Origin of the sequence: Xanthobacter versatilis, assembly GCF_043193975.1 — a bacterium.
Taxonomy (GTDB): domain Bacteria; phylum Pseudomonadota; class Alphaproteobacteria; order Rhizobiales; family Xanthobacteraceae; genus Xanthobacter; species Xanthobacter autotrophicus_E.
In genome coordinates, this window is record NZ_JBAFVB010000001.1 from 748,590 (window position 1) to 771,783 (window position 23,194).

A 23,194-nucleotide genomic window follows, 5' to 3' on the forward strand; every position below is an offset into this window, starting at 1 on the left:
CGGTGGGGAAACCCTGCGGTGCCCGTTGTCCGTTGATGCGATCACAGTCCCGTGAGCCTGGACGCATGGCCGCAGGGTTCCGTCCGCCGGCGGGTTGAAAGGCCCGTTGACCACTGGAGCGCAAGAGCTGATGCGGCCTGTCTTATGGATCGTGACGCCGGCGGTGATCCTCGCCGGCGCCGTCACGTGGCATTTCGGGCTGCTGACGCCCGGCCCGGACGCCCCCAAGGCGAAGGCTGTCGCCCCACCCATTCCGGTGGTGGCGGATACGGTGCGGCTTCAGGACGTGCCCATCTACGCCCTCGGCATCGGCACGGTGCAGGCCTCCAACACCATCGTGGTGAAGGTGCGCGTCGACGGCGAATTGCAGAAGGTCGCCTTCACCGAGGGACAGGACGTGAAGGCGGGTGACCTGCTCGCGCAGATCGATCCGCGCCCGTTCACGGCGGCGCTCAACCAGGCCAGGGCGGCCAAGGCCAAGGACGAGGCCCTGCTCGCCAATGCCAAGATGGATTACGAGCGCTACAAGACCCTTGTTCCCAAGCAGGCCGCATCCCAACAGCAGCTCGATACCCAGTCGGCCCTCGTGGCCCAGTACCAGGCGGCGGTGGAGGGCGATCAGGCCGCCATCGACAATGCCCAGGTGCAGCTCGACTATGCCACCATCCGCGCGCCCATTTCCGGGCGGACCGGCGTGCGGCTCGTGGACCAGGGCAACATCGTCCACGCCTCCGACACCGGCGGGCTGGTGGTGATTACCCAGGTGAAGCCGGTCGCCGTGCTGTTCGCCCTGCCGCAGGACCGGTTGGAGGACGTGCGCGAGGCGATGGCGCGCGGGCCGGTGGAGGTGATCGCCCTGAAGCGGGACGGCACCACGCAGATGGGCCAAGGCCAGATCCAGCTGATCGACAACCAGATCAGCTCCGATACCGGCACCCTGCGCCTCAAGGCGCTGTTCCCCAACGACGACCTCAAGCTCTGGCCCGGCGCCTTCGTCAACGTGAAGGTGTTGGTGGACACCCGCCGGGCGGTAGCGACGGTTCCCGCGCAGGCGATCCAGCGCAGCCCGGACGGGTTATACGTCTATCGGGTGAAGGCCGACGGCACCGTGGAGCAGCGCCCGGTGAAGGTGGGCGGCAGCCGTGACGGCATCTCCTTCCTTGAGGCCGGCCTCACCGCCGGCGACCGGGTGGTGGTGGACGGCCAGTACAAGCTGACGCCGGGCGCCCGGGTTTCGGTGCGGCAGGCGCCGGCGGGAACCCCCGGCACGGGAACCGATGGCGCGCCCGCGGGCGGCACGCTCACCAGCGCCAGCGCGGTGAGCCCGGCATGAACATCTCCGCCCCCTTCATCCATCGACCCATCGCCACCACGCTGCTGATGGCGGCCCTCGTCATGGTGGGCGCGGTGGCCTACCTGATGCTGCCGGTGGCGCCGCTGCCGCAGGTGGACTTTCCCACCATCCAGGTGTCGGCGAGCCTACCGGGGGCGAGCCCGGAGACCATGGCGTCGTCCGTCTCCACCCCATTGGAGCGGCAGTTCAGCCAGATTTCCGGCGTCACCCAGATGACGTCCACGAGCGCGCTCGGTGTCGCCGCCATCACCATCCAGTTTGATCTCAACCGCAACATCGACGCGGCGGCGCAGGACGTGCAGTCGGCCATCAACGCGGCCTCAGGCCAGTTGCCGAAGAACCTCCCGAGCCCGCCCACGTTCCGCAAGATCAATCCTGCCGATGCGCCGATCCTGATCCTGTCGGTGCAGTCGGACCTCTATCCGCTGACCAAGCTCGACGATGCCGCCGACACCATTCTGGCGCAGCAGATCAGCCAGATCGCCGGCATCGCGCAGGTTGCGATCACCGGCGAGCAGAAGCCAGCGGTGCGGGTGCAGGTGGACCCCTCCAAGATCGCGGCCCTCGGCATGAGCCTCGAGGATGTGCGGGCCGTGCTCGCCGCCGCCACCGTGGACCAGCCCAAGGGCAGTTTCGACGGCGCGGCCCAGGGCTTCACCATCTATGCCGACGACCAACTCCTCGCTGCCACGCCCTGGAACGAGGTGGTTGTGGCCTATCGCAACGGCGCGCCGGTGCGCATCCGCGACATCGGCCGGGCCGTGGACGGCCCCGAGAATGTGCGCCTCGCCTCGTGGCAGAACGGCAAGCGCGGCATCCAGCTCATCGTGTTCAAGCAGCCCGGCGCCAATGTGATCGAGACCGTGGACCGGGTGCGCGCCATGATCCCGCGCCTCGAGGCGGCCCTGCCGCCGGGCATCAATGTGGAGATCATCGCCGACCGCACCCAGACCATCCGCGCCTCGGTGGAGGACGTGCAGTTCACCATGCTGCTCACCATCGCGCTGGTGGTGGGGGTGATCTTCGCCTTCCTGCGCAACCTGTGGGCGACGGTGATCCCCTCCGTCACGGTGCCTATGGCGCTGATCGGCACCTTCGCGGTCATGTACGTGCTGGGCTACAGCATCGACAACCTGTCCCTCATGGGCCTGACCATCGCGGTGGGGTTCGTGGTGGACGATGCCATCGTCATGCTGGAGAACGTCTACCGCCATATCGAGGAGGGCCTGCCACCCTTTCAGGCGGCGCTGAAGGGGGCGGGGGAGATCGGCTTCACCATCATCTCCATCAGCCTGTCGCTGGTGGCGGTGTTCATCCCGGTGCTGATGATGGGCGGCATCGTCGGCCGGCTGCTGCGGGAATTCGCGGTCACGGTGACCATCACCATCCTGGTGTCGGTGGTGGTGTCGCTCACCCTCACCCCCATGATGTGCGCGCTGTTCCTGAAGAATGACCACGGCGCGAAGCACGGCCGCGCCTACATGGCGGCGGAGGCCTTCTTCGACGGCATGCTCAAGGTCTACGACACCGGCCTGAAATGGGTGCTGAAGCACCAGTTCGCGACCCTCATGAGCCTGTTCGTCACCATGGCCGCCACCGGCTATCTCTATGTGGTGATCCCCAAGGGCTTCTTCCCGCAGCAGGACACCGGCTTCATCCAGGGCTTCTCCGAAGCGGCGCAGGACATTTCCTTTGCCGCCATGACGCAGAAGCAGATGGCGCTGATGGCGGTGGTGGCGCGCGATCCGGCGGTGGAGGCCGTGTCCGGCGCGGCCGGCGCCACCGGCGGCTCGCAGACCGTGAACACCGGCCGCGTCTGGATCACACTGAAGCCGCGCAATGAGCGGGATGCCAGCGCCGACCAGGTCATCGCCCGGCTGCGGCCGCAGCTTGCCAAGGTGGAGGGCATCGCCCTGTTCCTCCAGGCGTCACAGGACATCAACGTGGGCGGCCGGCCCTCGCGCACGCAGTATCAATACACATTGCAGGACGCCAATCTCGACGAGCTGAACGCCTGGGGCCCGCGCATGCTTGCCAAGCTCCGCGCCCTGCCGCAGCTGCAGGACGTGGCCACCGACCAGCAGACCAATGCGCCCACGGTCTCCCTGACCATCGACCGCGACACCGCGGCGCGCTTCGGCATCCTGCCCCAGGTGATCGACGACACGCTCTACGACGCCTTCGGCCAGCGGCAGGTGGCGCAGTATTTCACCCAGCTGTCCCAGTACCACGTGATCCTGGAGGTGGATCCCACGCTGCAGGGTGACCCGAGCGCGCTGGAAAAGCTCTATGTGCGCTCGCCTCGCACGGGCGAGGAGATCCCGCTCTCGGCCTTCGTGAAGGTGGATACGTCAAAGTCCGCCTATCTCTCCATCTCCCACCAGGGCCAGTTCCCGGCGGTGACGCTGAGCTTCAACCTCAGCCCCGGCACCGCGCTGGGGCAGGCGGTGGACGCCATCAAGCAAGCAGAGCGCGAGATGGGCATGCCGGCGACCCTGATCGGCACTTTCCAGGGCACGGCGCAGGCGTTCCAGAATTCCCTGAGCAGCCAGCCCTACCTGATCCTGGCCGCCATCATCGCCGTCTACATCATCCTGGGGGTGCTCTACGAGAGCTACATCCACCCGCTCACCATCCTGTCGAGCCTGCCGTCGGCGGGGGTCGGCGCGCTCCTGATCCTCTATCTCTTCGGCTACGACCTGAGCGTGATCGCGCTCATCGGCATTCTGCTTCTCATCGGCATCGTCAAGAAGAACGCCATCATGATGATCGACTTCGCCCTCGCGCGGGAGCGGGAGGAGGGGATGGCGCCGGAGGAGTCCATCTACCAGGCCTGCCTCATCCGCTTCCGGCCCATCATGATGACCACCATGGCGGCGCTGCTCGGCGGGCTGCCGCTGATGCTGGGCACCGGCACCGGATCGGAGCTGCGCCGTCCGCTGGGCTTTGCCATCGTCGGCGGCCTGCTGGTGAGCCAGGTGCTGACCCTCTACACCACGCCGGTGGTCTACCTCTACATGAACCGCCTGCAGCGCTTCTTCGCCGATCGCCGACGCCCGGCGCCGCCATCGCCGGCGGTGATGCCGCCGCTGGATGTGGCCGCCGAGTGAGCGGCGTATCATTGAGGTACAAGGGGCCCGGGGGGGAGGGCGCGAACGGTCAGGCGAGGTTATCAGGGCAGCACCCGAGGTCCGTGCCCTCTCCCCGGACCCGCCCCCTGCGGCCATAGGGCGGAGGGGGCGGAACAGGCATGACGGCGCAGGACGCTCACTCGGCCGCGATATGCTCCGGCAGGGAGAGGTGGAAATACTTCTTGTAGATGTCGTTGAGCTTGCCGTTGGCAAGGTTCGCCTTCACCCACTCGTCCACATAGGCCTTCAGCTCGGGATCGGTCTTGCGCAGGCCGACGGCCATGGGATAGGCGGCCATCTCCAGCTTCACTTCCAGGGTCTTGCCCGGGTTCTGCTCGGCCACCGTGTTGGCGGTGGAGAGGGCGGCGGCGAGCAGATCCTGCTGGCCGGTGGCAAGGGCGGTGACCGCGGTGGCCTCGTCCTCGTAGCGCACGATGTTGGCCGCCACCTTGGCGTCCTTGATGGTGCGCGAAAGCTCGATATCGGCGGTGGTGCCGCGGGCGACCGCGATGGACTTGCCGGCAAGGTCTGCGGGGGTCTTGATGGCCATGGCCTTGGGCGCGGAGACCACCACCGGGATCACACCGTAGGGGAGCGAATAATCCACCACCTTCTTGCGCTCCGGCGTGATGGAGAAGGAGGCGATGACCACGTCCACCTTGTTGGCGAGTAGGGAGGGCACCCGGTTGGCGCCGGACACCGGAACCACCTCCAGGGCGACGCCGAGGTCCTTGGCAAGCAGTTGCGCGGTCTCCACGTCCGAGCCGGTCTCCTTGGCCTTGTCGTCGAGCATACCGTAGGGCGGGTGGGACACGTCGATGGCGACGATCAGCTTGCCGCGCTGCTTGATGCCGGCGGGCGTCTCGGCGGCGGCGGGCGCAACGGCGGCGAGGCCGAGCGCGAGCGCCATGGCGCCGATGATGGGGGTCCTGAGCATCCTGGGGTTCCTCCGGTCAGTGTTTTTGATGGCGATTACAGGCCGCTGCCGACGAACTGGCGCAATTCGTCGGTGACGGGATTGGCGAGCATGGCGCCGGGCCCGGTTTCCCAGACGCGGCCCTGGTGCATGAACACGACGGTGTTGGCCACCGAGCGGGCGAACGCCATTTCGTGGGTCACCAGCATCATGGTCATGCCCTCGCGGGCGAGGCGCTCGATCACCTTGAGCACTTCGCCGGTGAGTTCCGGATCGAGGGCCGAGGTGACCTCGTCGAACAGGATCAGCTTCGGCCGCATGGCCAGCGAGCGGGCGATGGCGACGCGCTGCTGCTGGCCGCCCGAGAGCTGCTCGGGATAGGCTTGCGCCTTCTCGGAAAGGCCGACCTCCTCCAGCACCTCGGCGGCGATGTCGCGGGCCTCGGCCTTGCTGATGCGCCGCACCTTGCGCGGGGCAAGGGTGATGTTCTCCTCCACCGTCAGATGGGGGAAGAGATTATAGCTCTGGAAGACGATGCCCACGTCTTTGCGCAGTTCCAGCAGGTCCACCTTGCCGGCGTGAAGCTTGCGTCCGCACACCTCCAGCTCGCCGCCATTGATGGTTTCAAGGCCGTTCACGCAGCGCAGTGCCGTGCTCTTGCCGGAGCCCGAGCGGCCGATGAGCGCCACCACCTGCCCCGGCGCCACATCGAGGGTGATGCCCTTGAGTACCTGGAGCGCGCCGAAGCTCTTCTCCACATTCTTGAAGCGCACCAGGGGGGCGGCGGAACTGGTCATGCGAAGGCCCTCGTGCGGATCGGCTGCGGGAATGGCGGAGGAGGGCAGAGCAGAGGAGGTCAGGGTGCGGGAGGTCAGGTCCATGGCGCGTCCTCAGCTGCGGTGCAGCCGGCGGTCGAACCGGCTCGCCAGAAGCGACATGGGAAAGCAGATGGCGAAATAGATCAGCGCCGCGATGGTGAAGACCGTGAACGGCTTGTAGGTGGCGTTATTGATCACCTTCGCCGAATAGGTGAGGTCGAAGAAGTTGATCACCACCGAATAGGAGGTGTTCTTCACGATCTGCACCAGGAAGCCCACCGTGGGCGGCACCGCGATGCGCAGCGCCTGCGGCAGGATGACGAAGACGAAGCGCTGGGTCTTGGTCAGCGCCAGGCACTCGCCCGCCTCCCACTGGGTGCGAGGCACGGCGAGGATGCAGCCCTTCCAGATCTCGCCGAGATAAGCGCCGGAATAAAGCGTCATGGCGACGCCCGCCGCCACCAGCGCCGGCACGTCGAAGCCGGCGATGGAGATGCCGAAGTAGACCACGAACATGATGACCGGCAGCGGAATGCCCTGCACCAGCTGCACCAGCAGGCCGGACAGGAAGCGCAGCAGCCGGTTCTTGGACGCACGGGCGAGCGCCACCGGCAGGCCCAGCAGCGTGCCGCCGACAAAGCCCAGCACGGACAGCACGATGGTCCAGCCGGCGCCACGGAAGAGGTAGGCGATCTGCTCGATGGTCAGGCCCAGCATGGCATCCTCACAGCGGCGTGCCGAGACGGCGAAGGCGGGGGAAGGACACGTGCGCCACACCCATCAGGCTGAGGCGCAGCAGCGAGGCCATGGCGAGGTAGATGACCGCGATGACGAGGTAGACCTCGAAGCCGCGGAAGGTGAAGGACTGGATCATGTAGGCGACGCCAGTGAGTTCCTCCGCCGAGATCTGCGACATGATGGCGGTGGCCAGCATCATCAGCACGAACTGGCTGACGAGGGCGGGATAGACCCGCTCCACCGCCTGCGGCAGCTGCACCGACCACAGGGCCTGGGTCGGCGTGAGGGCAAGGCAGTGCGCCGCCTCGATCTGGCCCTTGGGAATGGAGCGGAAGCCCGCCCGCATGATCTCGGCCGTATAGGCCCCCACATTCACCACCAGCGCGATCACGGCGGCGGGGAACGGCCCGATCTTGGCCCCGAGAACCGCGAGGCCGAAGAACAGCCAGAACACCTGGATGATGAGCGGGGTGTTGCGGATCGCCTCCACATAGAAGACGACGGCGCGCTGCACATAGGGCGGCCCGTAGAGGCGCCCCACGGCGCACAGGGTGCCGAGGATGAATCCGGGCAGCACCGATGCCACGGTCATGCCCAGCGTCAGCCAGACGCCATTAAGGAGGTCAGGCCAATACTCGTTCAGAAATGAAAAATCGAATTCATAGCCCACGGCATCAGGTCCGTTTCGCCGATGACACTATATCTGCGTTCATGACTGGCATGAATGCTTTGGCGTGCGCCAGAAGTGCACACGAATGAGACGATGGATCACGGATGTCTGGCCATTGGCGTCCCCATAACCCTGATATTTGTTATATTTTTTGTTTGACTAAACCATGTCTAACATGATTGATTGATGCACGCAATGATCATTTTTAGGGAAGCGCCATGCTGACGACGTCCGCCGCATCACCCCTCATCCACCTGCATGCGTCGGACAATGTCGGGGTGGCGCGCGCGCACATTCCGGCGGGAGCCGCCGTCATCCTCGATGGAATGGGCGTGACCGCGCTGGCCGAGATCCCGAGCGGCCACAAGATGGCCGTCGCCCCCATCCCCGCAGGCTCGCGTGTGCTGAAGTACGGCCAGACCATCGGCGTCGCCACCGCCGACATCGCGCCCGGCGCCCATGTCCACCTGCACAACCTCGCCATGCAGGAGAGCGATGTCGCTCACCACTTCGCCGAGGACGGCCGCGCCACCGAGCTTTTGCCGCAGGCCGCGCGGCGCACCTTCGAGGGCTATGTGCGGCCCGACGGCCAGGTGGGCACGCGCAACTACATCGGCATCGTCACCTCGGTGAACTGCTCGGCCACGGTGGCTCGCGCCGTCGCCGATCATTTCAACCGCGGCGGGCTGGAGGGCTTTGGTAATGTGGACGGCGTGGTCGCCCTCACCCACGGCACCGGCTGCGCCATCAACACCAAGACCGAGGGCTACGCCTATCTCACCCGCGTGCTCGGCGGCTATGCCAAGAACCCGAATTTCGCCGGCATCCTGATGATCGGCCTCGGCTGCGAGACCAACCAGATCGAGCCCATCGTTTCCCGCGAGGGGCTGGTGGAGGGCCGGCTGCTGCGCACCATGACCATCCAGGGTCTCGGCGGCACCCGCAAGACCATCGAGACCGCCAGCGCCATCATCCGCGAGATGCTGCCCATCGCCAATGCCGCCCAGCGCACCACGGTGCCCCTCACCGGCCTGAAGGTGGCGCTGCAATGCGGCGGCTCGGACGGCTATTCGGGCATCTCGGCGAACCCGGCACTGGGCTATGCCGCCGACCTGGTGGTGAAGCACGGCGGCACGGCGGTGCTCAGCGAAACGCCGGAGATCTACGGCGCCGAGCACCTGCTCACCCGCCGCGCGGTGAGCCCCGAGGTGGCGCAGAAGCTGATGGACCGCATCGACTGGTGGCGCACCTACACCGAGCGCAACGGCGCGGAGCTGAACAACAATCCCTCCCACGGCAACAAGGCCGGCGGGCTCACCACCATTCTGGAGAAGTCGCTGGGCGCGGTGGCCAAGGGCGGCTCCATGCCGCTCGAGGCGGTCTATGAATATGCCGAGATCATCGATCGCACGGGCTTTGTGTTCATGGACACGCCCGGCTACGATCCGGTGGCGGTGACCGGCCAAGTGGCGGGGGGCTGCAACATCGTCGTCTTCACCACCGGCCGTGGCTCGGTCTCCGGCTTCAAGCCGGCGCCTTGCATCAAGGTCGCCACCAATACCCAGATGTACGAGCACATGCACGAGGACATGGACATCAACTGCGGCGGCATCGTCACCGGCGAGGACACCATCGCCGCCGCGGGCGAGCGTATCTTCGAGATGATTCTTGCCGTGGCCTCGGGCGCGCATACGGCGAGCGAGGATTTCGGCTTCGGCGACAGCGAGTTCGTGCCATGGCAGATCGGCGCCGTAACCTGAGCGCGGCGCGGACCGCAGCGCCCGTTGTGGATCGCACGCCGGCTTATGCGGTCATCGCCGGCCGGCTGCGCCGCTCCATCGCGGCGGGCGTGCTGCCGGAAGGCATCGTTCTGCTGGAGGGGCCGCTTGCGGCCCTGTTCGGCTCCAGCCGCTCGCCGGTGAAGCAGGCGCTGGCGGAGCTGGAAGAAGAGGGCGTCGTCTCCCGCTTCGACGGGCGCGGTCTCATGGTCGGCCGTGCCGCCGCTCCGCGCCGCCTGCCGGTGACGGCGGAGATGCTGAAAAGCGGCGACGAGGCGGTGGAAGCCCGGAAGGGCTTTGCCTGGCAGGCGCTCTATTATGATTTCGAGCGCGAGATCATCCTGTCCTCGGTGTTTGGCCGCTTCCGCGTCAACGAACTGGCCATCGCCCGCCATTTCGACGTGGGGCGCACGGTGGCGCGCGACCTGCTCATCCATGCCCGCGAGGTGGGCATCGTCTCCAAGGGCGAGAAGTCACACTGGTGGACCGTGCCGCTGGATGAAGCGCGCTTTCGCGACCTCTACGAATTGCGCATTCTGCTGGAGCCGGTGGCCCTCGACAGCGCCATCGGCCAGATCCCGACGCCGCAGCTCGATGCCATCGAGCGCCGGCTGCGGGACGCCATGGACAGCTATCCCAAGGTGGAGAGCGCAGACCTCGACGTGCTGGAAAACGACCTGCACATCGACTGCATCGGCCATGGGCGCAATCCGGAGATCATGGAGGCGCTGAAGCGCACCCGCTGCATTCTCGTCTCCGGCAAGCATATCCAGATGGAGCTGAAACCCCACGGGCTTGTGGACCCCTTCATGGGCGAACACCTCGACATCATAAAGGCGGTGCGCAAGGGCCAGCACGCGGTGGCGCGGCGGGCCCTGGTGGCCCATCTGCAAGCCTCCAGCGACAAGGCGGCCCTGCGCCTCGCCGCCTTCCGCGCCACCCACGAGCACGCGCCGCTGCCGTACATCGTCTAGGGTGCGAACCGAGCAGCTTCGGCTCAATCCGCATCAGCATCCGGCAGGTCCGCTGGAACCTGAGGGTCTCGACCGGACCGGCCGGCTCCGCGAGATGACGCGAGAGTTCCGCACCACCCCTGCGGCCGTGGAAGACGGATGGCCGGGAGGCGCCCGGCCATGCTTCAGGAGCTCAGGCCAGTTGTTCTTTCCAGTATTCGCAGACAACCTGGCCTGCCGCCGGCAGCAGAAGGCGGCCGAACAGGACGCCGACGATGGTGGCGATGGCGGGTCCCACGTTGAACGTGCTGATCAGAACGCCAGCCACTGCCGCCGCGAGGGCTTCCGGCGAGTTGATCTTGAGGGAATCAAGGATGGTCTTGCGCGCATCCGGGTCAACCTCGCCGCCGCCGCAGACCAGATCGTAGATGACCTTCTGCCAGCGCTTCAGCACCCGCCGACCGATCTCGATCAGTCCGTCGAGCGGCCCCATGGTCGCCATGTCGAGGGGGATGGCGGCTGCGGGAGCCGAGAACTTCGCCGCATCCGATGCATAGGCCTTGGAATAGGCACCGAGCTGTTCCAGCAGCTTGTCGTCGTCGGCCTGCTGAAGTTCGCCGATCACGGTTTGAATGTCGCTCATCTTGGTCCTCCCATCCCCATTGTGCGCTGTGGGATCAGCCGCGCATCGCCCGCTCCGTAGACCGCATAGCAGAGCCCCAGTGGATTGCGGCTCGCCTGAAGCAGGGTGAGCCGCGCCTGCCGCACTGCCTCGCCGATGGTTTCCCCCTGGAAGATCCGGCCCATGACCTCGCAGCCGAAGCGGTCCGCGAATACTGCGGGAATGGTAGCCTCGCTGCCGATGATGGCGCGCGCGCCGCGGGAGAGGAAGAAGCTGACGAAGGAATTCTCGACCCCGTTCCAGATCTGCGCCGACTGGCAGGTATTCAGGAACAGCACCGGCGCGTCGGTAAGCTTCGCGCCGTCCGGCGGCAGGGCCAGCAGCAGGTCGGTGAGCCGCACGGTCGCGAGGCTGAGGGTGAGGGCGCTGGCCTCATCGCCCTGGCCTACCACGTCCTTCAGGGCCTTGAGAGCCGCGACGCGCGGCTCAAGCTCGGCCGAGGGCAGGCCGGCGGCATTGCGCTTCAGCTCCTCCTCAACGTCCGCGAGCTTGGCGAGGGTGCGGTCGCGCAGGGCCATGGCCGATGGCGTGGTCGGCGCCGCCGCGTGCCCGTGGGCGTAGAGATAGATCAGCTCGCCGCCGCCCTTCAGCGCCTCCACGAAATCGGTCGCGCCCGTGAGAACGGGCTCGACCAGGATGGCCTCGTCCCCGTGGGCGGCGATGATCTGCGCGAGGCGGGCGCGGTGCTGGGCTTCGTTCGCGAACGGCCAGTTGCCGTAGCGCACCTTGATCGGTCTCCGGTCCCGCCCGGCCGGTGGGCGCCGGTCCACCCCGTCGCCGCAGCGCTTGACCTCGAGGACGAAGCGCAAGCCCCACAAATTGTCCTCCGGCTTCACCCGTGCCGCGCCGGCGCCGGGAGCGGGGGGAGGGCGGTTGTCGACGGTGAGGATCTGCCAGGGGAGGGCAAGGTTCTCCGCCCCCTTGCCCAGCACGATCTGCACCACCGGCGCCTGCGGCAGCGCCTCCAGCATGATCTGGCCGAGGCTGAAGAAGTCGCCGCCCTCGCCGTAGTCGAACAGGGTGGTCAGCACGTCCTGCCCGAGGCGGGTGAGGTCGGTGAGGGTCTTGGTGCAGACGGCGGGCGATAGCTCCGCCTTGGCGAAAGCCTCGCCGAACACCGCGTCCAGCAAAATGGCGCGGAAGCGCGTCATGAAGGTGTCGAGCTGGTCGGACCGCAGGCGCTTCACGGCATAGGTCCGGGGGGCGCCGTCACCATCGCCGAGGGCCACTGCGAAACGATAGGTCGCTTCAGTGTCGGCCACGCGACTTATGGCGATATTGAGCGTGCGCGCCGCGCGGTCCGGGTCAAGCGGCTCCACGCTCGTGCCCAGCGCCCGGCAGAAAACCGCCTTGAGGGCCGGATCGTCCGGCGGGGAGAGGGGCTGGTTCGGCTGCACCTCCAACCGCAGCTCGAGCTCCAGGTGGTCGATGAGGTTGAGCCGGTGATACAGGCGGACGCCGATGCGCCCGCGCCCGCCGCCGCGCTGGCGGAACGCCTTGACCCTCGGGGTGAGCGTGAACAGCGCCGCGGTTTCCGAATCCCCCGTCACCGGCAGGCGGAAGGAGGCGAAACGCCTGTCGATGTCGAAGGCGCCGCCTTCCGCGTCGTCAAATTCGGCAGTGCTTTCGTCGCTGACGATGGCCCAGACGGTTTCAGTCTGCGTCTGTCCCGGAATGCGCACGTCGGGCTGCTCCTGGCGTTCCTTCGTCAGGCCGAGCCGCAGGGTGCGCACCGCGATGCTCAGGGTGTAGGCGCGGCCGTGGACGAGGGGCTCCAGCGGTCCGAGTTCGCGTTCCGCCTCGAACAGCTGGATATCGGTGAACCGCGGCGCCGGCTCGGGGAGGGGCGCCGTCGGGGGAGCCTCTTCGGCCGTGTCAGGGGACGGTAAGTCGGGGTCGGGCAGGTCGAGCTTCACGATGGCGTCGAACCGCGCATTCCGGCTGGCAAAGGTCTCGCTGGTGGGCGCCTCCTCTTCTGTCCGCATCGCGATGGGGGGTGCCGGGCGCGGCACATATTCACGCGCGTCGGACCCGGTGCTGCGGGAGGGGACCACACCGTCAGTCCTGAGAAAATGATCGAACCGCTCGGCGGTGCCCAGCTCCATGTACATATGGCCGGCGTCGTTGAACAGGGCGGGGAGGACGGCGATGGCCTCAGCCAGCACCGCAAGGGCGACATCTTCGTTGTCCGTCCATGCGCGACGGTCCGGCGCGGGCAGGACGATGCGCCCCAGCCACGCGAGTGTTTCCGGTTCCACTTCGGTGGCGCCGATGCGATGGAAGCGGATGCCCAGGGCGGCATCGCGGCTGAGGATCCGGTCCAGCAGGGTGCGGGCTTCGATGCGCTCGGATGGGGTGGCCCCGCCAAGCGCGCGCCACGCCAGCACCGGCAGCGCCACATCGGCCGACATGCGCGCGGCGACCCGCTGGGCGCGGGTCCGAGCCGGTCCATCCCCCGAAAGCGCGGCCTGCACGATGGCAAAGGCGGTGGGCCGGTCGGTGAAATCCTCCAGCGTCTCGCAGGCAAGGAATGCGCGCAGGCTTTCGCTTGTGGCGCCTTCGGGGATATAGCCGCGCGGCGCGGCCGCGATGGCGGCCATCACCTCGGGTCCCGGCAGGATGTCGGATTTGCCGGCCAGCATGGCGAGCAGCGGCTCCGACGCCTGTCTTCCGAAGGCCGGGAGCATGCGCTGGGCGGTGAGCCGCACGCGCTCGTCCTGATGGGTGATCGCAAAAGCGAGGAGGCGTTCGACCGCGCCGTCGGTGTCGCCTGCGTCGAGGCGCCCAAGCGTGTCGGCGAACGCCGCGTCGAGGCTTGCCCGGACTGCCGCGTCGCTGCCGAAGCTGGAAAAATCGCGGCAGGCGTTCTCGAAGGCCCATCGGGCCGCCCGCGCCTTCCGCTGGCCGGCGTCCGGTTCTTCCTCGTCGTGCTCCGGCTGGTCCTGGGGCGGCCCGGTACGCAGGCGGTGCGCAACAAAGAAGGGCTGAAGCAGGCGGAACCGGCCGGGCCGCGCGATGCGGTCCACCAACTGGTTCATCTCACGCGCCCAATGCGCGCCGTCACCGGCCGTGGCCGCTTCCACCACCTCGGGCGTCGTCTGGAGGATACGCGCAGCAAGCGGTACGCCGTTCCCGCCGGCCCATTCGATAGCGATGGCAAGACTGGAGGCCTCGGCGACGGGTAGTGGCTCCGCCAGTTGCTCCTGGCGCGCCCACAGCAGCTCTGCCGCCCCCTTCGGCGCCAGCCAGGGTGCCGCGCGCGCCGCGCCGATCCGGATCAGCTCCTCAGGATCGGCGAGAGCCGCACCCAGCGCCCGCAGCGATGCATCCGGGGCAGTAGGGCAGGTATCGAGAAGGCTGCTGGCCTTGCCATGGGCTGATGCAGCCCGTGCCGGACGGAGACGAGACAGGAGCCAAGCCACGGCCTTGCGCACGAAGGCCACCATGTCGCCCTCCCCAGCATCGGCGCAACTTTCGGCTCTTTTCCCGCATCGTCAAGGGCCGTCACTGTGGCCGGCAGGAGCCGTCGTCTCGGCCGGACCTGCCGGGCCAGATCACCGCGCAGGTCACCGAGACCATCTCCGCCAGCCCTGGCGGACGAAACCTCCTCGTCCACCAGGGCACGCGCGTTGTCGGCGATGAGGGCCGCCTCAGCCTCACATCTTTCCGATCTCCGCCTCGAGCTCGGGGACGACGGTGTTGATGTCGCCGACGAGGCCGTAGTTGGCCACCTGGAAGATGGGGGCCTCCTCGTCCTTGTTGACGGCGACGATGACCTTGCTGTCCTTCATGCCGGCCAGATGCCGGATGGCGCCGGAAATGCCCGGCGCGATGTCCAGCTCCAGGGCTACCACCTTGCCGGTCTGGCCCACCTGCCAGTCGTTGGGGGCGGAGCCCGCATCCACCGCGGCGCGCGAGGCGCCCAGCACGTCCGCCAGCGGCTCGATCAGCTCGGCGAACTTCTCCCGCGAGCCCAAAGCGCGGCCGCCGGAGACGATGATCTTCGCCGCCGTCAGCTCCGGACGGTCGGAGGCCGCGATGGTCTCCTCGGCCATACGGCGGACGGTTTCGAGACCCAGTTTGGTACCAATCATCTCGGCCATTTCGTGCGGATCAACCGCATCGCCCCCGGCGGGCAGCTGATGAACGTAGCGTCCGTCAGCCACCGCTTCGCGGACGTCGACCTAGAAGGCCCGAACTTCGAGGGCACGCCCTACGACCCGATCGTCGCCTACGGACGCTCAAAGACCGCCAACGTCCTATTCGCGGTTGCGTTCGACCGGCGGCATCGAGACGGAGCTCGGACGCCATATCGGCACAGGCGTCCTTGAACAGATGCTTGAGCGGATCAACGCCGAGCTGGCCGCCGAAGGCCAGCCGCCCTTCCGGTGGAAGACCATCCCGCAGGGCGCCGCGACCTCGGTGTGGGCCGGGGCGGTCGCCGATTTGGTCGGCGGCCACTATTGCGAGAACTGCCACGTCTCGTCCGTGTCCGACGGGCTCATCAACCCCATCGGCGAGGGCGTGCGCTCCTAGGCGCTCGATCCCGCCCTCGCCGAGGCGCTCGGGGCCAAGAGCGAGGAGATGGTGGGCGAGCGCTTCTGATCCCCGTCTGGAGGAGCGATCTGTGACTTGAAAGAAACCGCCTTGCCACCAAAGATGAGGGTCTCAGCTACCACTACTTCGCCGTTCTCCTGTATTTGCTTGCCACATCGACGCCCGAGCTTTGCCCTATAGCGTGCGCCTGGTTCGGAGATCGAATGACCGGACGCAATGTTTCATCGAGACGAGAGAATCGCGCAGTCATATCCAGCAGCACGCGTTCGCGTGCTTGCAAAATGCTTACAAAAACGGAGAGCGAGTGGATTGTAAGCGAAACGGTGCTGGAGATAAAATCTCTAAGTCACTGGTTTCTTTTAGCGAAACTGGAGCGGGCGATGGGATTCGAACCCACGACCCCAACCTTGGCAAGGTGCCACAGGCGCTTTCGCCACGCTGCGAGGAATTGCGCTGAATTCGCATAAACTGCTATGATAGCTATATATTTTTTATCAATTCCGTCGCCGAACCTCCCCAATGGCGCGCCTGAACGCGCCCTGAAAAGCTGACTTTTTGCTTACTTCGACGGGTCGTCCGTGATAAAGTAAGCAAAACATTGCTAACGCATTGATATATAATGACAAAGCTCACGAAGCAGACGGTCGATGCTCTGAAACCTTCGAAGGTTGGGGTCAAAGGTTCGTATTTGATCGAGTGGGATCAGGAACTCCGGGGCTTCGGCGTCAAGGTTGTCGCCTCAGGCTTGAAGACCTTCGTCGTCCAATATCGCAACGCCCAAGGCCGCAGCCGTCGCATCATGATTGGCCGCTACGGCGTCCTGACCTTGGAGGAGGCGCGGCGCGAGGCGAAGACCGTCCTCGGCCGGATCGCCAGGGGCATCGACCCTCTCGAGGAAAAGCAAGCGGCGGCCGGTAACGCCACCACCGTTGCTGAGGTGTGCGACTGGTATCTGGCCGCGGCGGAGGCCGGCCGGATCCTCGGTAAGACACGCCGGCCCATCAAAGCGTCAACGCTTGCCATGGATCGCAGCCGTATCGACGTGCATATCCGGCCGCTCCTCGGGAAGCGCGCGGTCAGCGCGCTCAAGCTCGGCGATATCGAGGGGGCACAGGCGGACATCGCGGCGGGCAAGACTTCCAAGCCCCGCGCCGGCGGTCGCGGCGGTGCCGCGACGGGCGGCGAGGGCGTTGCTGCGCGAACCATGTCGACTCTGCACGCCATTCTCGAGCACGGTGTCCGGCTGGGAAAGATCGAAAACAACCCGGCGCGGGGCGTGCGTCGCCTCGCCAGCATGCCGCGCGACCGCCGGCTGAGTCGCGCCGAGATCGAAAAGCTCGGCCAAGCGATCCGGGCCGCGGAGCAGGAGGGAGAGCACCCAACCGGCCTCGCGGCGATCCGCTTCTTTCTGATGACGGGGTTACGCCGCATGGAGGGGCTCGCTTTGGAGCGTGCTTGGCTCCATGACGAGGAAGGTTCGATCCGATTTCCCGACACGAAGAGCGGCGCGCAGACGCGGGTCATCGGCCGCGCCGCCGTCGACCTTCTGCTGGCTCAACCACAGGCGGGATCGCGCTTCTTCTTCCCGGCCGACTGGGGTGAAGGGCATTTCGTCGGGATCGTGCGCGTGCTCGATCGCGTTTGCGCGATGGCGCGGCTGGAGGACGTCACCCCGCATACCCTGCGCCACACCTTCGCCAGCGTCGCCGGCGACCTCGGCTTTTCCGAGTTGACCATCGCGGCGCTGCTCGGCCACGCGGCGCGCGGCGTGACGCAGCGCTACATCCACATCGACGAAGCGCAGCGGCTCGCAGCGGACCGTATCGCGGTCGAAATGGCAGATATCCTGGGCGGCAAGGCGTCGGTTGGGCATCCCCTTCAACGCGGGGTACGCTAATTGCTGGGCGACTTCCGCATCGCGAGTTGGTTCTTGGAATGCCCGTACTTTGCTTTCCATGGGACGGGTGCTGTCCTTGCCACCCCTCCGTACAAGGCGCGCCAGTCTGATGGTCAATTGTTTGCTAAAACGGCTACGAGGGCGGAGAGATCTACCCAAGGCAGTTGAATCTTCTGCGAAACCGAGATGTCAGGGAGCGGCCCCCAAATCCCGCGTTGGCTCTGGGCATCTGGACGCAAAAAAGAGTGTCTCGGGCGTTCCAGGTTTGTGGTCTCAGAGTGCAGCTTTCCGATGACAGCTGGCGTTGTCGAATGTCAGCCTCACGCAAGTCTGATGCGATAGATGGCGCCGTTGCCCCAGTCGGCCGAGAAGAGATCGCCCGATGGCGAGACGGTCAGGCCAACGGGACTGGAAAGACCATCGACGAACAGGCTCGTGCGGCCATCGTCGGAGACCTCATGGATGCCTGTTCCGCCGTAATCGACCACGAAGACCCGGCCGCTTGCTGTCTGTGCGATCCCTGGACCCGGCGTGCGCAATGCTTCGCCAGTCTCGATCCGGCGACCGTCGCCGCGCAAGATCGTCACGCCGCCGCCGATATTGGAGACAATGAAGCCATTGTCGGGGCGTTGAACGGCCCCGACCGGCGTTCTCAGACCGGAGACGGCGACGCTGCGGATCCTGGCGGCGCTGAAGGCGAGGATTTCGTTGGTACGGCGGTTGGCGACCAGCAGCCGGCCTGTCCGATCAAAACCAAGTCCCGCTGGCGTCGCGAGCCCCGTGAGCCAGGTTTCCCGGCTGCCATCGGGCGTGAAGCGATAGATCTCGTCGCGAGAATAGGAAGCAACGTAGATGTTGCCTTCCGCGTCGATCGCGAGACCCGAGGGGCCGGACAAATCATCCGCGAATGTCGTGCGCTTTCCGCCCGGTTCAATGCGCGAGACGCGGCCGGCGCTCCACTCCGCCACAAAGAGGTTGCCGGTTTTGTCGAACGCCATGCCGACCGGCGAGCTGAAACCCGTCCAGAGACGTTCGGCCCGGTTGGTGCCCTGCGCTGCGGCGGGTGTGATCATGGCGAGCGATGGCGGCAGGAGTGCAGTTGAGATGATGGCGGAAAGCATTGAACGTCGGTCGATCATTCACGTTCTTCCTTACGCTGTCGCGAGGGCGGGTTGCTCTTGGCGAACTCTTCCGCAGCGATGCGGATCGCCTGTTGTGTCGCTGGATAGCCGCTGTAGGCCGCGAGATTGACCAGCGTTTCGATGATCTCTTCGCGGCTCGCACCAACATTCAAGGCGGCGTTGATGTGGACCCGCAAAGGCGTTTCCGTCGTTACGGAACCGATGGCGGCCAAAGCTGCGCAGGCACTGAGTTCACGGGTCTTCAGATCGATGCCGTCGCGCGAGAACACCTCGCCATAGGCATGCTCGACGATCATGCGCCCGAGGTCCGGTGCAATGTCGTCAAAGCTACGGACCACGGCGTCGCCTGATGCCGCCGAGCTTTTCGCAAGCAGGGCCTTTCCCCGCTCCAATCGATCCGAACGACTTTCCGCATCGACGGGCGCGGGAATGTCCACCTGAAGCGGCTGGACGCCGAGTGCGAAGACGCTGCGAGCGACCGAGAATGCGTTCAGGGCCGATGGGAAGCCACGGTAGACGCTGAGTTGTATCAGCAGCTCGATGATCTCCTCGCACGTCACTCCATTCGCGATGGCGCCGGCCAGATGAAGACGCAGTGCATCGGTGCGGTTGCCGCTCGCGGCGAGCATCGCGATGATCGCGAGCAGCTTAGCCTTGTGATCAAGGCCGTCCCGAGCCAGCGCCTCCCCGAACCCAAAATCGATCGAAAGTTGCGCGAGGTCGGGCGCGGTGCCGGCGAAGCGGTCGAAATAGTTCTGGGCGTCGCCCGCCACGAGCCGCTCCAGCATCTCGCGTCCGGCCCATCCGCGTCCCTCTCCGTCACCCGTCGCGGGTTTGATGGGCTGAAATGCCAACTCGCGTTCGGCGAATACCGACCGAACGATGCCGACCGCGTTGATGGTTGCAGGGAAACCCAGGACCGCGACCGAGACGAAGAGCAGTTCGACGATCGCTTCGGGGGTGCCGCCGGCATTGAGAAAGCCGGCTATATGGAACTTCAGTTGCGGCTGGGCGCTGCCGTCTGCCAGCAGCATCGAGACGGTGCAGAGCTGCCTGAGTGGGAGATCGAGCCCCGGGCGGGACAGCACATCGCCATAGGGATATTCGACGGTGAAGCGCGACAGATCGGCGGAGGTCTCCGCCAGAGCATTGATCGGTCCATCGAAATTTTCGCCGCCGATCCGGCGGAGCATCTCCAGGCCGCGTGAAAATCGATCCTCATGCGTTTCCGAGGCCATGGCTTGCCCGCTCCGACTGATGGCAAAAGAACTTACTGCGGCAAAGGCAGCCTCAATAAAGCGGCGGCGAGAACTTGCTCTTCCCGTTGCTACGGTGGTGGGACCTGACGCTCATGTTCTCCAACTCTGCCATCCGCCCTCGCTTTACTTCGTGCCAGACCTTGTATCGACGGTTGCGATAAATCCAATTCATTATTAGTATTACCGTTATGAAGAGAATTCATATCGCTAACGTCGATCTCAATCTGCTGGTTGTCTTCGACGCTCTCGTTGCAGAAGGGCACGCCACGCGCGCGGCGGAGCGGATCGGGCTAACCCAGCCGGCAGTCAGCCATTCGCTCAATCGCCTCCGGGCTCTGTTCGGCGACCCGCTGTTTGTCCGATCCCCGCGCGGCATGACGCCGACGCCGCTGGCGCAGGAGATTGCGCCGAGCGTGCGGTCGATCCTCGAACAGGTTGAGGGCGTCCTGCGTGGTGGGCGCGCGTTCGATCCGAGCGAAAGCACACGGCAGTTCCTGGTCGGTCTCTCCGACTATGCCGCTTTCGTGCTTCTACCGCGTCTGACCGCAAGGCTCGATCGCGAAGCCCCAGGCGTTTCTCTGGTGGTCCGCAATACGAGCCACGGTGTCGGCCTGCCGATGCTCGATGAAGGAGCTGTAGAACTCATCGCCGGCAACTTCCCGCAGCCGCCCAACCATATGCGCGAAGAACTGCTCTACGAAGAGGACTTCATCTGCGCTGGCCGCGGCGATCATCCCGACCTGGGCGAGAAACTCGACCTCGACCGCTATCTCTCGCTGCGCCATCTCCAGGTTTCGATGAAGGGTAATCCGAGCGGCTATGTCGATGCCGTACTCTCCGAGAAGGGAATGAAACGGAACGTCGTCATGACAGTTGGCCATTTCTTGATGGCACCGATGTTGGTCGATGCCTCCGACCTCGTGGCTACGGAGCCCAGTCGTCTCTTCGCCCCATTGGCGGGGCGGCTGCCGCTCCGACTTTTCCCGCCGCCAATAGATATTCCTTCATTCCGGGTGGTGCAGACTTGGCACGCACGACATGATGCCGATCCCGGACATCAATGGCTACGACGGGTGTTTAGTGAAGTCGGTCAATGGGCCTGAATAATATAATCCAGTTCGCTGGGCCAGCAGGTCATATTCAATTCACTTTCTGATTGATGGGTCTTTGATCTCGTCTTCCGCTCTCTTGATCACGTAGGATCGAATTTTCTCTACTTCGTCTTGGCTTAATTGGGGTGCGAATGGCGCCATGCCGTTGAAGGCAAGAGCTCCGCCAAGCACAATCTGTGTCCAAAGAGCGGGGTCGCCGATGGCGGTGCTGCGCCGGAGATCTGGCAGCACCGGACCGCCCACCGCGCTCTCACCATGACAGCGGAAGCAATTCTCCTGAAAGAGAACCCTCCCCGCTTCGACAGTGGTTGAATTGGCTATTGCCGGAGGTGGAGCCAGCGGGGAGGAGTTTTTTTCAGCGACCGGCAAGTATGCCGAGCCTCCCAGTTTGAATGTCAGGACGCGATTGGTGCCGTTGGAGGGCGCGCCCGCGACAATACCGGGAAAGACGATCGGCACCGCCCCGCCCCATCCGGCAAGGACCGTAACATACTGTTCACCTTCCACTTCGTAGGTGACAGGGGCCGCTACGATGCCGGTGCCGGCTGCGAACTCCCACAATTTTTCGCCGGTGTCGGCCCGGTAGGCTACGAAAAGGCCCTGTGCGTTGCCAGCAAACACGAGGTTGCCTGCCGTAGACACCACGCCGCCATTCCAGATCATGGGCATCTCGACCGCCCACTTTTCCGCCTGCCGGACGGGGTCCCATGCGATGAGCCGTCCCTTGACCCCCTTGGCGGCCTGGATGCGATCCTTCGCATCCTCGGGCAAAGTCAGCGCCGTCATATCCAGGCCGAAGCGCCATGCGCCAGGGCGAAGACTGTAGTTATCAGGTGCCGCCGGAGCGTAGATGGCGCCGGCATCACGTGTGGGGATATAAACGAGGCCGGTCTGAGGATTGAAACTCATGGGGTGCCAATTGTGGCCTCCGAGCGGTCCGGGGACGACGAATGTCGGCTTGCCGGTATCCTCATAGCGCTGCTGTGGGTCGACGATCGGGCGGCCCGCCGGATCCAGCCCCTTCGCCCACGTCAATGCGATGTAGGGTTTTCCGGAAATATATTCTCCAGTCTCGCGGTCAAGAACGTAGAAGAAGCCGTTCTTGGGCGCCTGCATCAGAACCTTTCGGGGACGCCCTCCAATGATCAAATCCGCAAGTATCATATGCTGGGTGGCGGTATAGTCCCAGGACTCCCCGGGTGTGGTCTGGAAATGCCAGGCGTATTCGCCTGTGTCCGGCCGCAGCGCCACTATAGAAGACAGGAATAGGTTGTCGCCGGTTCCTTGGCTGCGAATCTTCCTATTCCATGTCGAACCGTTGCCGACGCCGATATAGAGTAGGTCGAGATCGGGGTCGTAGGCCATGGAATCCCACACCGTGCCGCCGCCTCCGTATTTCCACCATTCCCCGGCCCAAGTTTTTGCGGCCATTTCGAGAACGGGGCTCTCGAAGCCGTCCGCCGGATTGCCGGGAACGGTGTAGAAGCGCCACACCATCGCGCCGGTATCGGCGTCGTAGGCGGAGACATAGCCACGCACACCAAATTCCGCACCACCATTGCCGATGATCACCTTTCCCTTCACTACCCGGGGGGCGCCGGTGATGGTGTAGTCCTTGCTGCGATCTACCGTCAGCGTCTCCCAGACCTTCTTGCCTGTCGTCGCATCGAGGGCGATCAGACGTCCATCAATTGCGCCAATGAAAACCTTCCCCTTCCAGACCGCGACCCCCCGATTCACCACGTCGCAGCACGCCCGGGCCGCATAAATCCCATCGACTTCGGGGTCGAACTCCCAGAGTTTTGCGCCGGTGCGAGCATCAAGCGCTAAGACATGACTCCACGCGGTCGACGTATAGAGCACGCCGTCCACGACAATGGGGGTCGCCTCCAGCCCGCGCGCGGTGCGGGTATAAATGTCGTGATGCCAAGCTAGGCCCAGTTTCGCGACGTTCGCGTCGGTTATGCGTTTCAGCGGGCTGAAGCGCTGCTCCGAATAGGTTCGCCCATGTGACAACCAGTTGCCGGGTTCGGCGTCGGCACCGATGATACGTCGCCCGTCCACGTCGGCAACCGGCGCGGCGGCGGCCGGTGTTCCGCCCGCTTGGACGACGGTGGCGATGCCCGCGACTAACGCGAAGACAAGATTTCTCGAACGCACAATGAGGCAGCTCATCGTTGTGTCCTG

The 23,194-nt window shown here is 65.4% G+C and carries 15 protein-coding genes and 2 pseudogenes; 7 read left to right on the top strand and 10 right to left on the bottom strand.

What is annotated here, in order from left to right; translation table 11 throughout:
- Positions 1-130 precede the first annotated feature (130 nt).
- Both V5F66_RS03405 and V5F66_RS03410 read left to right on the top strand, forming a co-directional pair.
- Positions 131-1,333 carry an efflux RND transporter periplasmic adaptor subunit gene (locus tag V5F66_RS03405; protein WP_394093232.1) on the top strand — a complete coding sequence of 401 codons (1,203 nt, stop codon included), beginning with the start codon at positions 131-133 and terminating at the stop codon, positions 1,331-1,333.
- Complete coding sequence (locus tag V5F66_RS03410) at positions 1,330-4,464, top strand: multidrug efflux RND transporter permease subunit (RefSeq protein ID WP_394093233.1); 3,135 nt, start codon at positions 1,330-1,332, stop codon at positions 4,462-4,464. Before V5F66_RS03405 ends, V5F66_RS03410 begins: the two co-directional genes overlap by 4 nt.
- Positions 4,465-4,621: 157 nt before the next feature.
- On the opposite strand, the gene V5F66_RS03415 is transcribed toward V5F66_RS03410, so the two are convergent.
- From V5F66_RS03415 to V5F66_RS03430, 4 genes are all read right to left on the bottom strand, one after another.
- Positions 4,622-5,422, bottom strand: coding sequence for a transporter substrate-binding domain-containing protein (locus V5F66_RS03415; protein WP_394093234.1), 801 nt, complete (start codon positions 5,420-5,422; stop codon positions 4,622-4,624).
- Positions 5,423-5,457: 35 nt separating this feature from the next.
- The gene (locus V5F66_RS03420; protein ID WP_394003120.1) at positions 5,458-6,198 is read right to left on the bottom strand and encodes an amino acid ABC transporter ATP-binding protein; all 741 of its coding nucleotides are present in this window, start codon (positions 6,196-6,198) and stop codon (positions 5,458-5,460) included.
- Between the two features lie 93 nt (positions 6,199-6,291).
- On the bottom strand, positions 6,292-6,936 hold the full coding sequence (locus tag V5F66_RS03425; protein WP_394003101.1) for an amino acid ABC transporter permease: 645 nt from the start codon (positions 6,934-6,936) through the stop codon (positions 6,292-6,294).
- A 7-nt stretch (positions 6,937-6,943) separates the two neighbouring features.
- Positions 6,944-7,627, bottom strand: a complete 684-nt coding sequence (locus V5F66_RS03430) for an amino acid ABC transporter permease (protein WP_012113627.1) — start codon at positions 7,625-7,627, stop codon at positions 6,944-6,946.
- Positions 7,628-7,845: 218 nt separating this feature from the next.
- Here V5F66_RS03430 and V5F66_RS03435 point away from each other — a divergent pair, with 218 nt between their 5' ends.
- Together V5F66_RS03435 and V5F66_RS03440 are read left to right on the top strand one after the other, a co-directional pair.
- The gene (locus tag V5F66_RS03435) at positions 7,846-9,387 is read left to right on the top strand and encodes a UxaA family hydrolase (protein ID WP_394093235.1); all 1,542 of its coding nucleotides are present in this window, start codon (positions 7,846-7,848) and stop codon (positions 9,385-9,387) included.
- Positions 9,363-10,379 carry a GntR family transcriptional regulator gene (locus V5F66_RS03440; protein WP_394049895.1) on the top strand — a complete coding sequence of 339 codons (1,017 nt, stop codon included), beginning with the start codon at positions 9,363-9,365 and terminating at the stop codon, positions 10,377-10,379. The genes V5F66_RS03435 and V5F66_RS03440 overlap by 25 nt, the downstream gene beginning before the upstream one ends.
- 172 nt (positions 10,380-10,551) lie before the next feature.
- Here V5F66_RS03440 and V5F66_RS03445 read toward each other — a convergent pair whose 3' ends face one another.
- The 3 genes and pseudogenes from V5F66_RS03445 to V5F66_RS03455 all read right to left on the bottom strand — a co-directional run.
- Entirely contained in the window at positions 10,552-11,001 is a 450-nt protein-coding gene (locus V5F66_RS03445) for a hypothetical protein (RefSeq protein WP_012113630.1), read from the bottom strand.
- Positions 10,998-14,486, bottom strand: coding sequence for a CHAT domain-containing protein (locus V5F66_RS03450; RefSeq protein WP_394093236.1), 3,489 nt, complete (start codon positions 14,484-14,486; stop codon positions 10,998-11,000). The genes V5F66_RS03445 and V5F66_RS03450 overlap by 4 nt, the downstream gene beginning before the upstream one ends.
- 210 nt (positions 14,487-14,696) lie before the next feature.
- A pseudogene (locus V5F66_RS03455) lies at positions 14,697-15,086 on the bottom strand (electron transfer flavoprotein subunit alpha/FixB family protein); the annotation flags it as partial.
- Between the two features lie 3 nt (positions 15,087-15,089).
- Here V5F66_RS03455 and V5F66_RS03460 point away from each other — a divergent pair.
- Positions 15,090-15,645 (top strand): annotated as a pseudogene (locus V5F66_RS03460) (SDR family NAD(P)-dependent oxidoreductase); the annotation flags it as partial.
- A gap of 571 nt (positions 15,646-16,216) precedes the next feature.
- Complete coding sequence (locus tag V5F66_RS03465; RefSeq protein WP_394093237.1) at positions 16,217-17,494, top strand: tyrosine-type recombinase/integrase; 1,278 nt, start codon at positions 16,217-16,219, stop codon at positions 17,492-17,494.
- Between the two features lie 320 nt (positions 17,495-17,814).
- Here V5F66_RS03465 and V5F66_RS03470 read toward each other — a convergent pair whose 3' ends face one another.
- Together V5F66_RS03470 and V5F66_RS03475 are read right to left on the bottom strand one after the other, a co-directional pair.
- A complete protein-coding gene (locus V5F66_RS03470; protein WP_394093238.1) occupies positions 17,815-18,633 on the bottom strand; it encodes an NHL repeat-containing protein in 819 nt (272 codons plus the stop codon).
- The gene (locus V5F66_RS03475) at positions 18,630-19,874 is read right to left on the bottom strand and encodes a carboxymuconolactone decarboxylase family protein (RefSeq protein ID WP_394093239.1); all 1,245 of its coding nucleotides are present in this window, start codon (positions 19,872-19,874) and stop codon (positions 18,630-18,632) included. Before V5F66_RS03475 ends, V5F66_RS03470 begins: the two co-directional genes overlap by 4 nt.
- A gap of 209 nt (positions 19,875-20,083) precedes the next feature.
- On the opposite strand from V5F66_RS03475, the gene V5F66_RS03480 reads away from it, so the two are divergent.
- Complete coding sequence (locus V5F66_RS03480) at positions 20,084-20,998, top strand: LysR family transcriptional regulator (protein WP_394093240.1); 915 nt, start codon at positions 20,084-20,086, stop codon at positions 20,996-20,998.
- 42 nt (positions 20,999-21,040) lie between these two features.
- Here the strand turns inward: V5F66_RS03480 and V5F66_RS03485 are convergent, their stop codons facing one another.
- Entirely contained in the window at positions 21,041-23,182 is a 2,142-nt protein-coding gene (locus V5F66_RS03485) for a PQQ-dependent dehydrogenase, methanol/ethanol family (protein WP_394093241.1), read from the bottom strand.
- Positions 23,183-23,194: the final 12 nt, after the last annotated feature.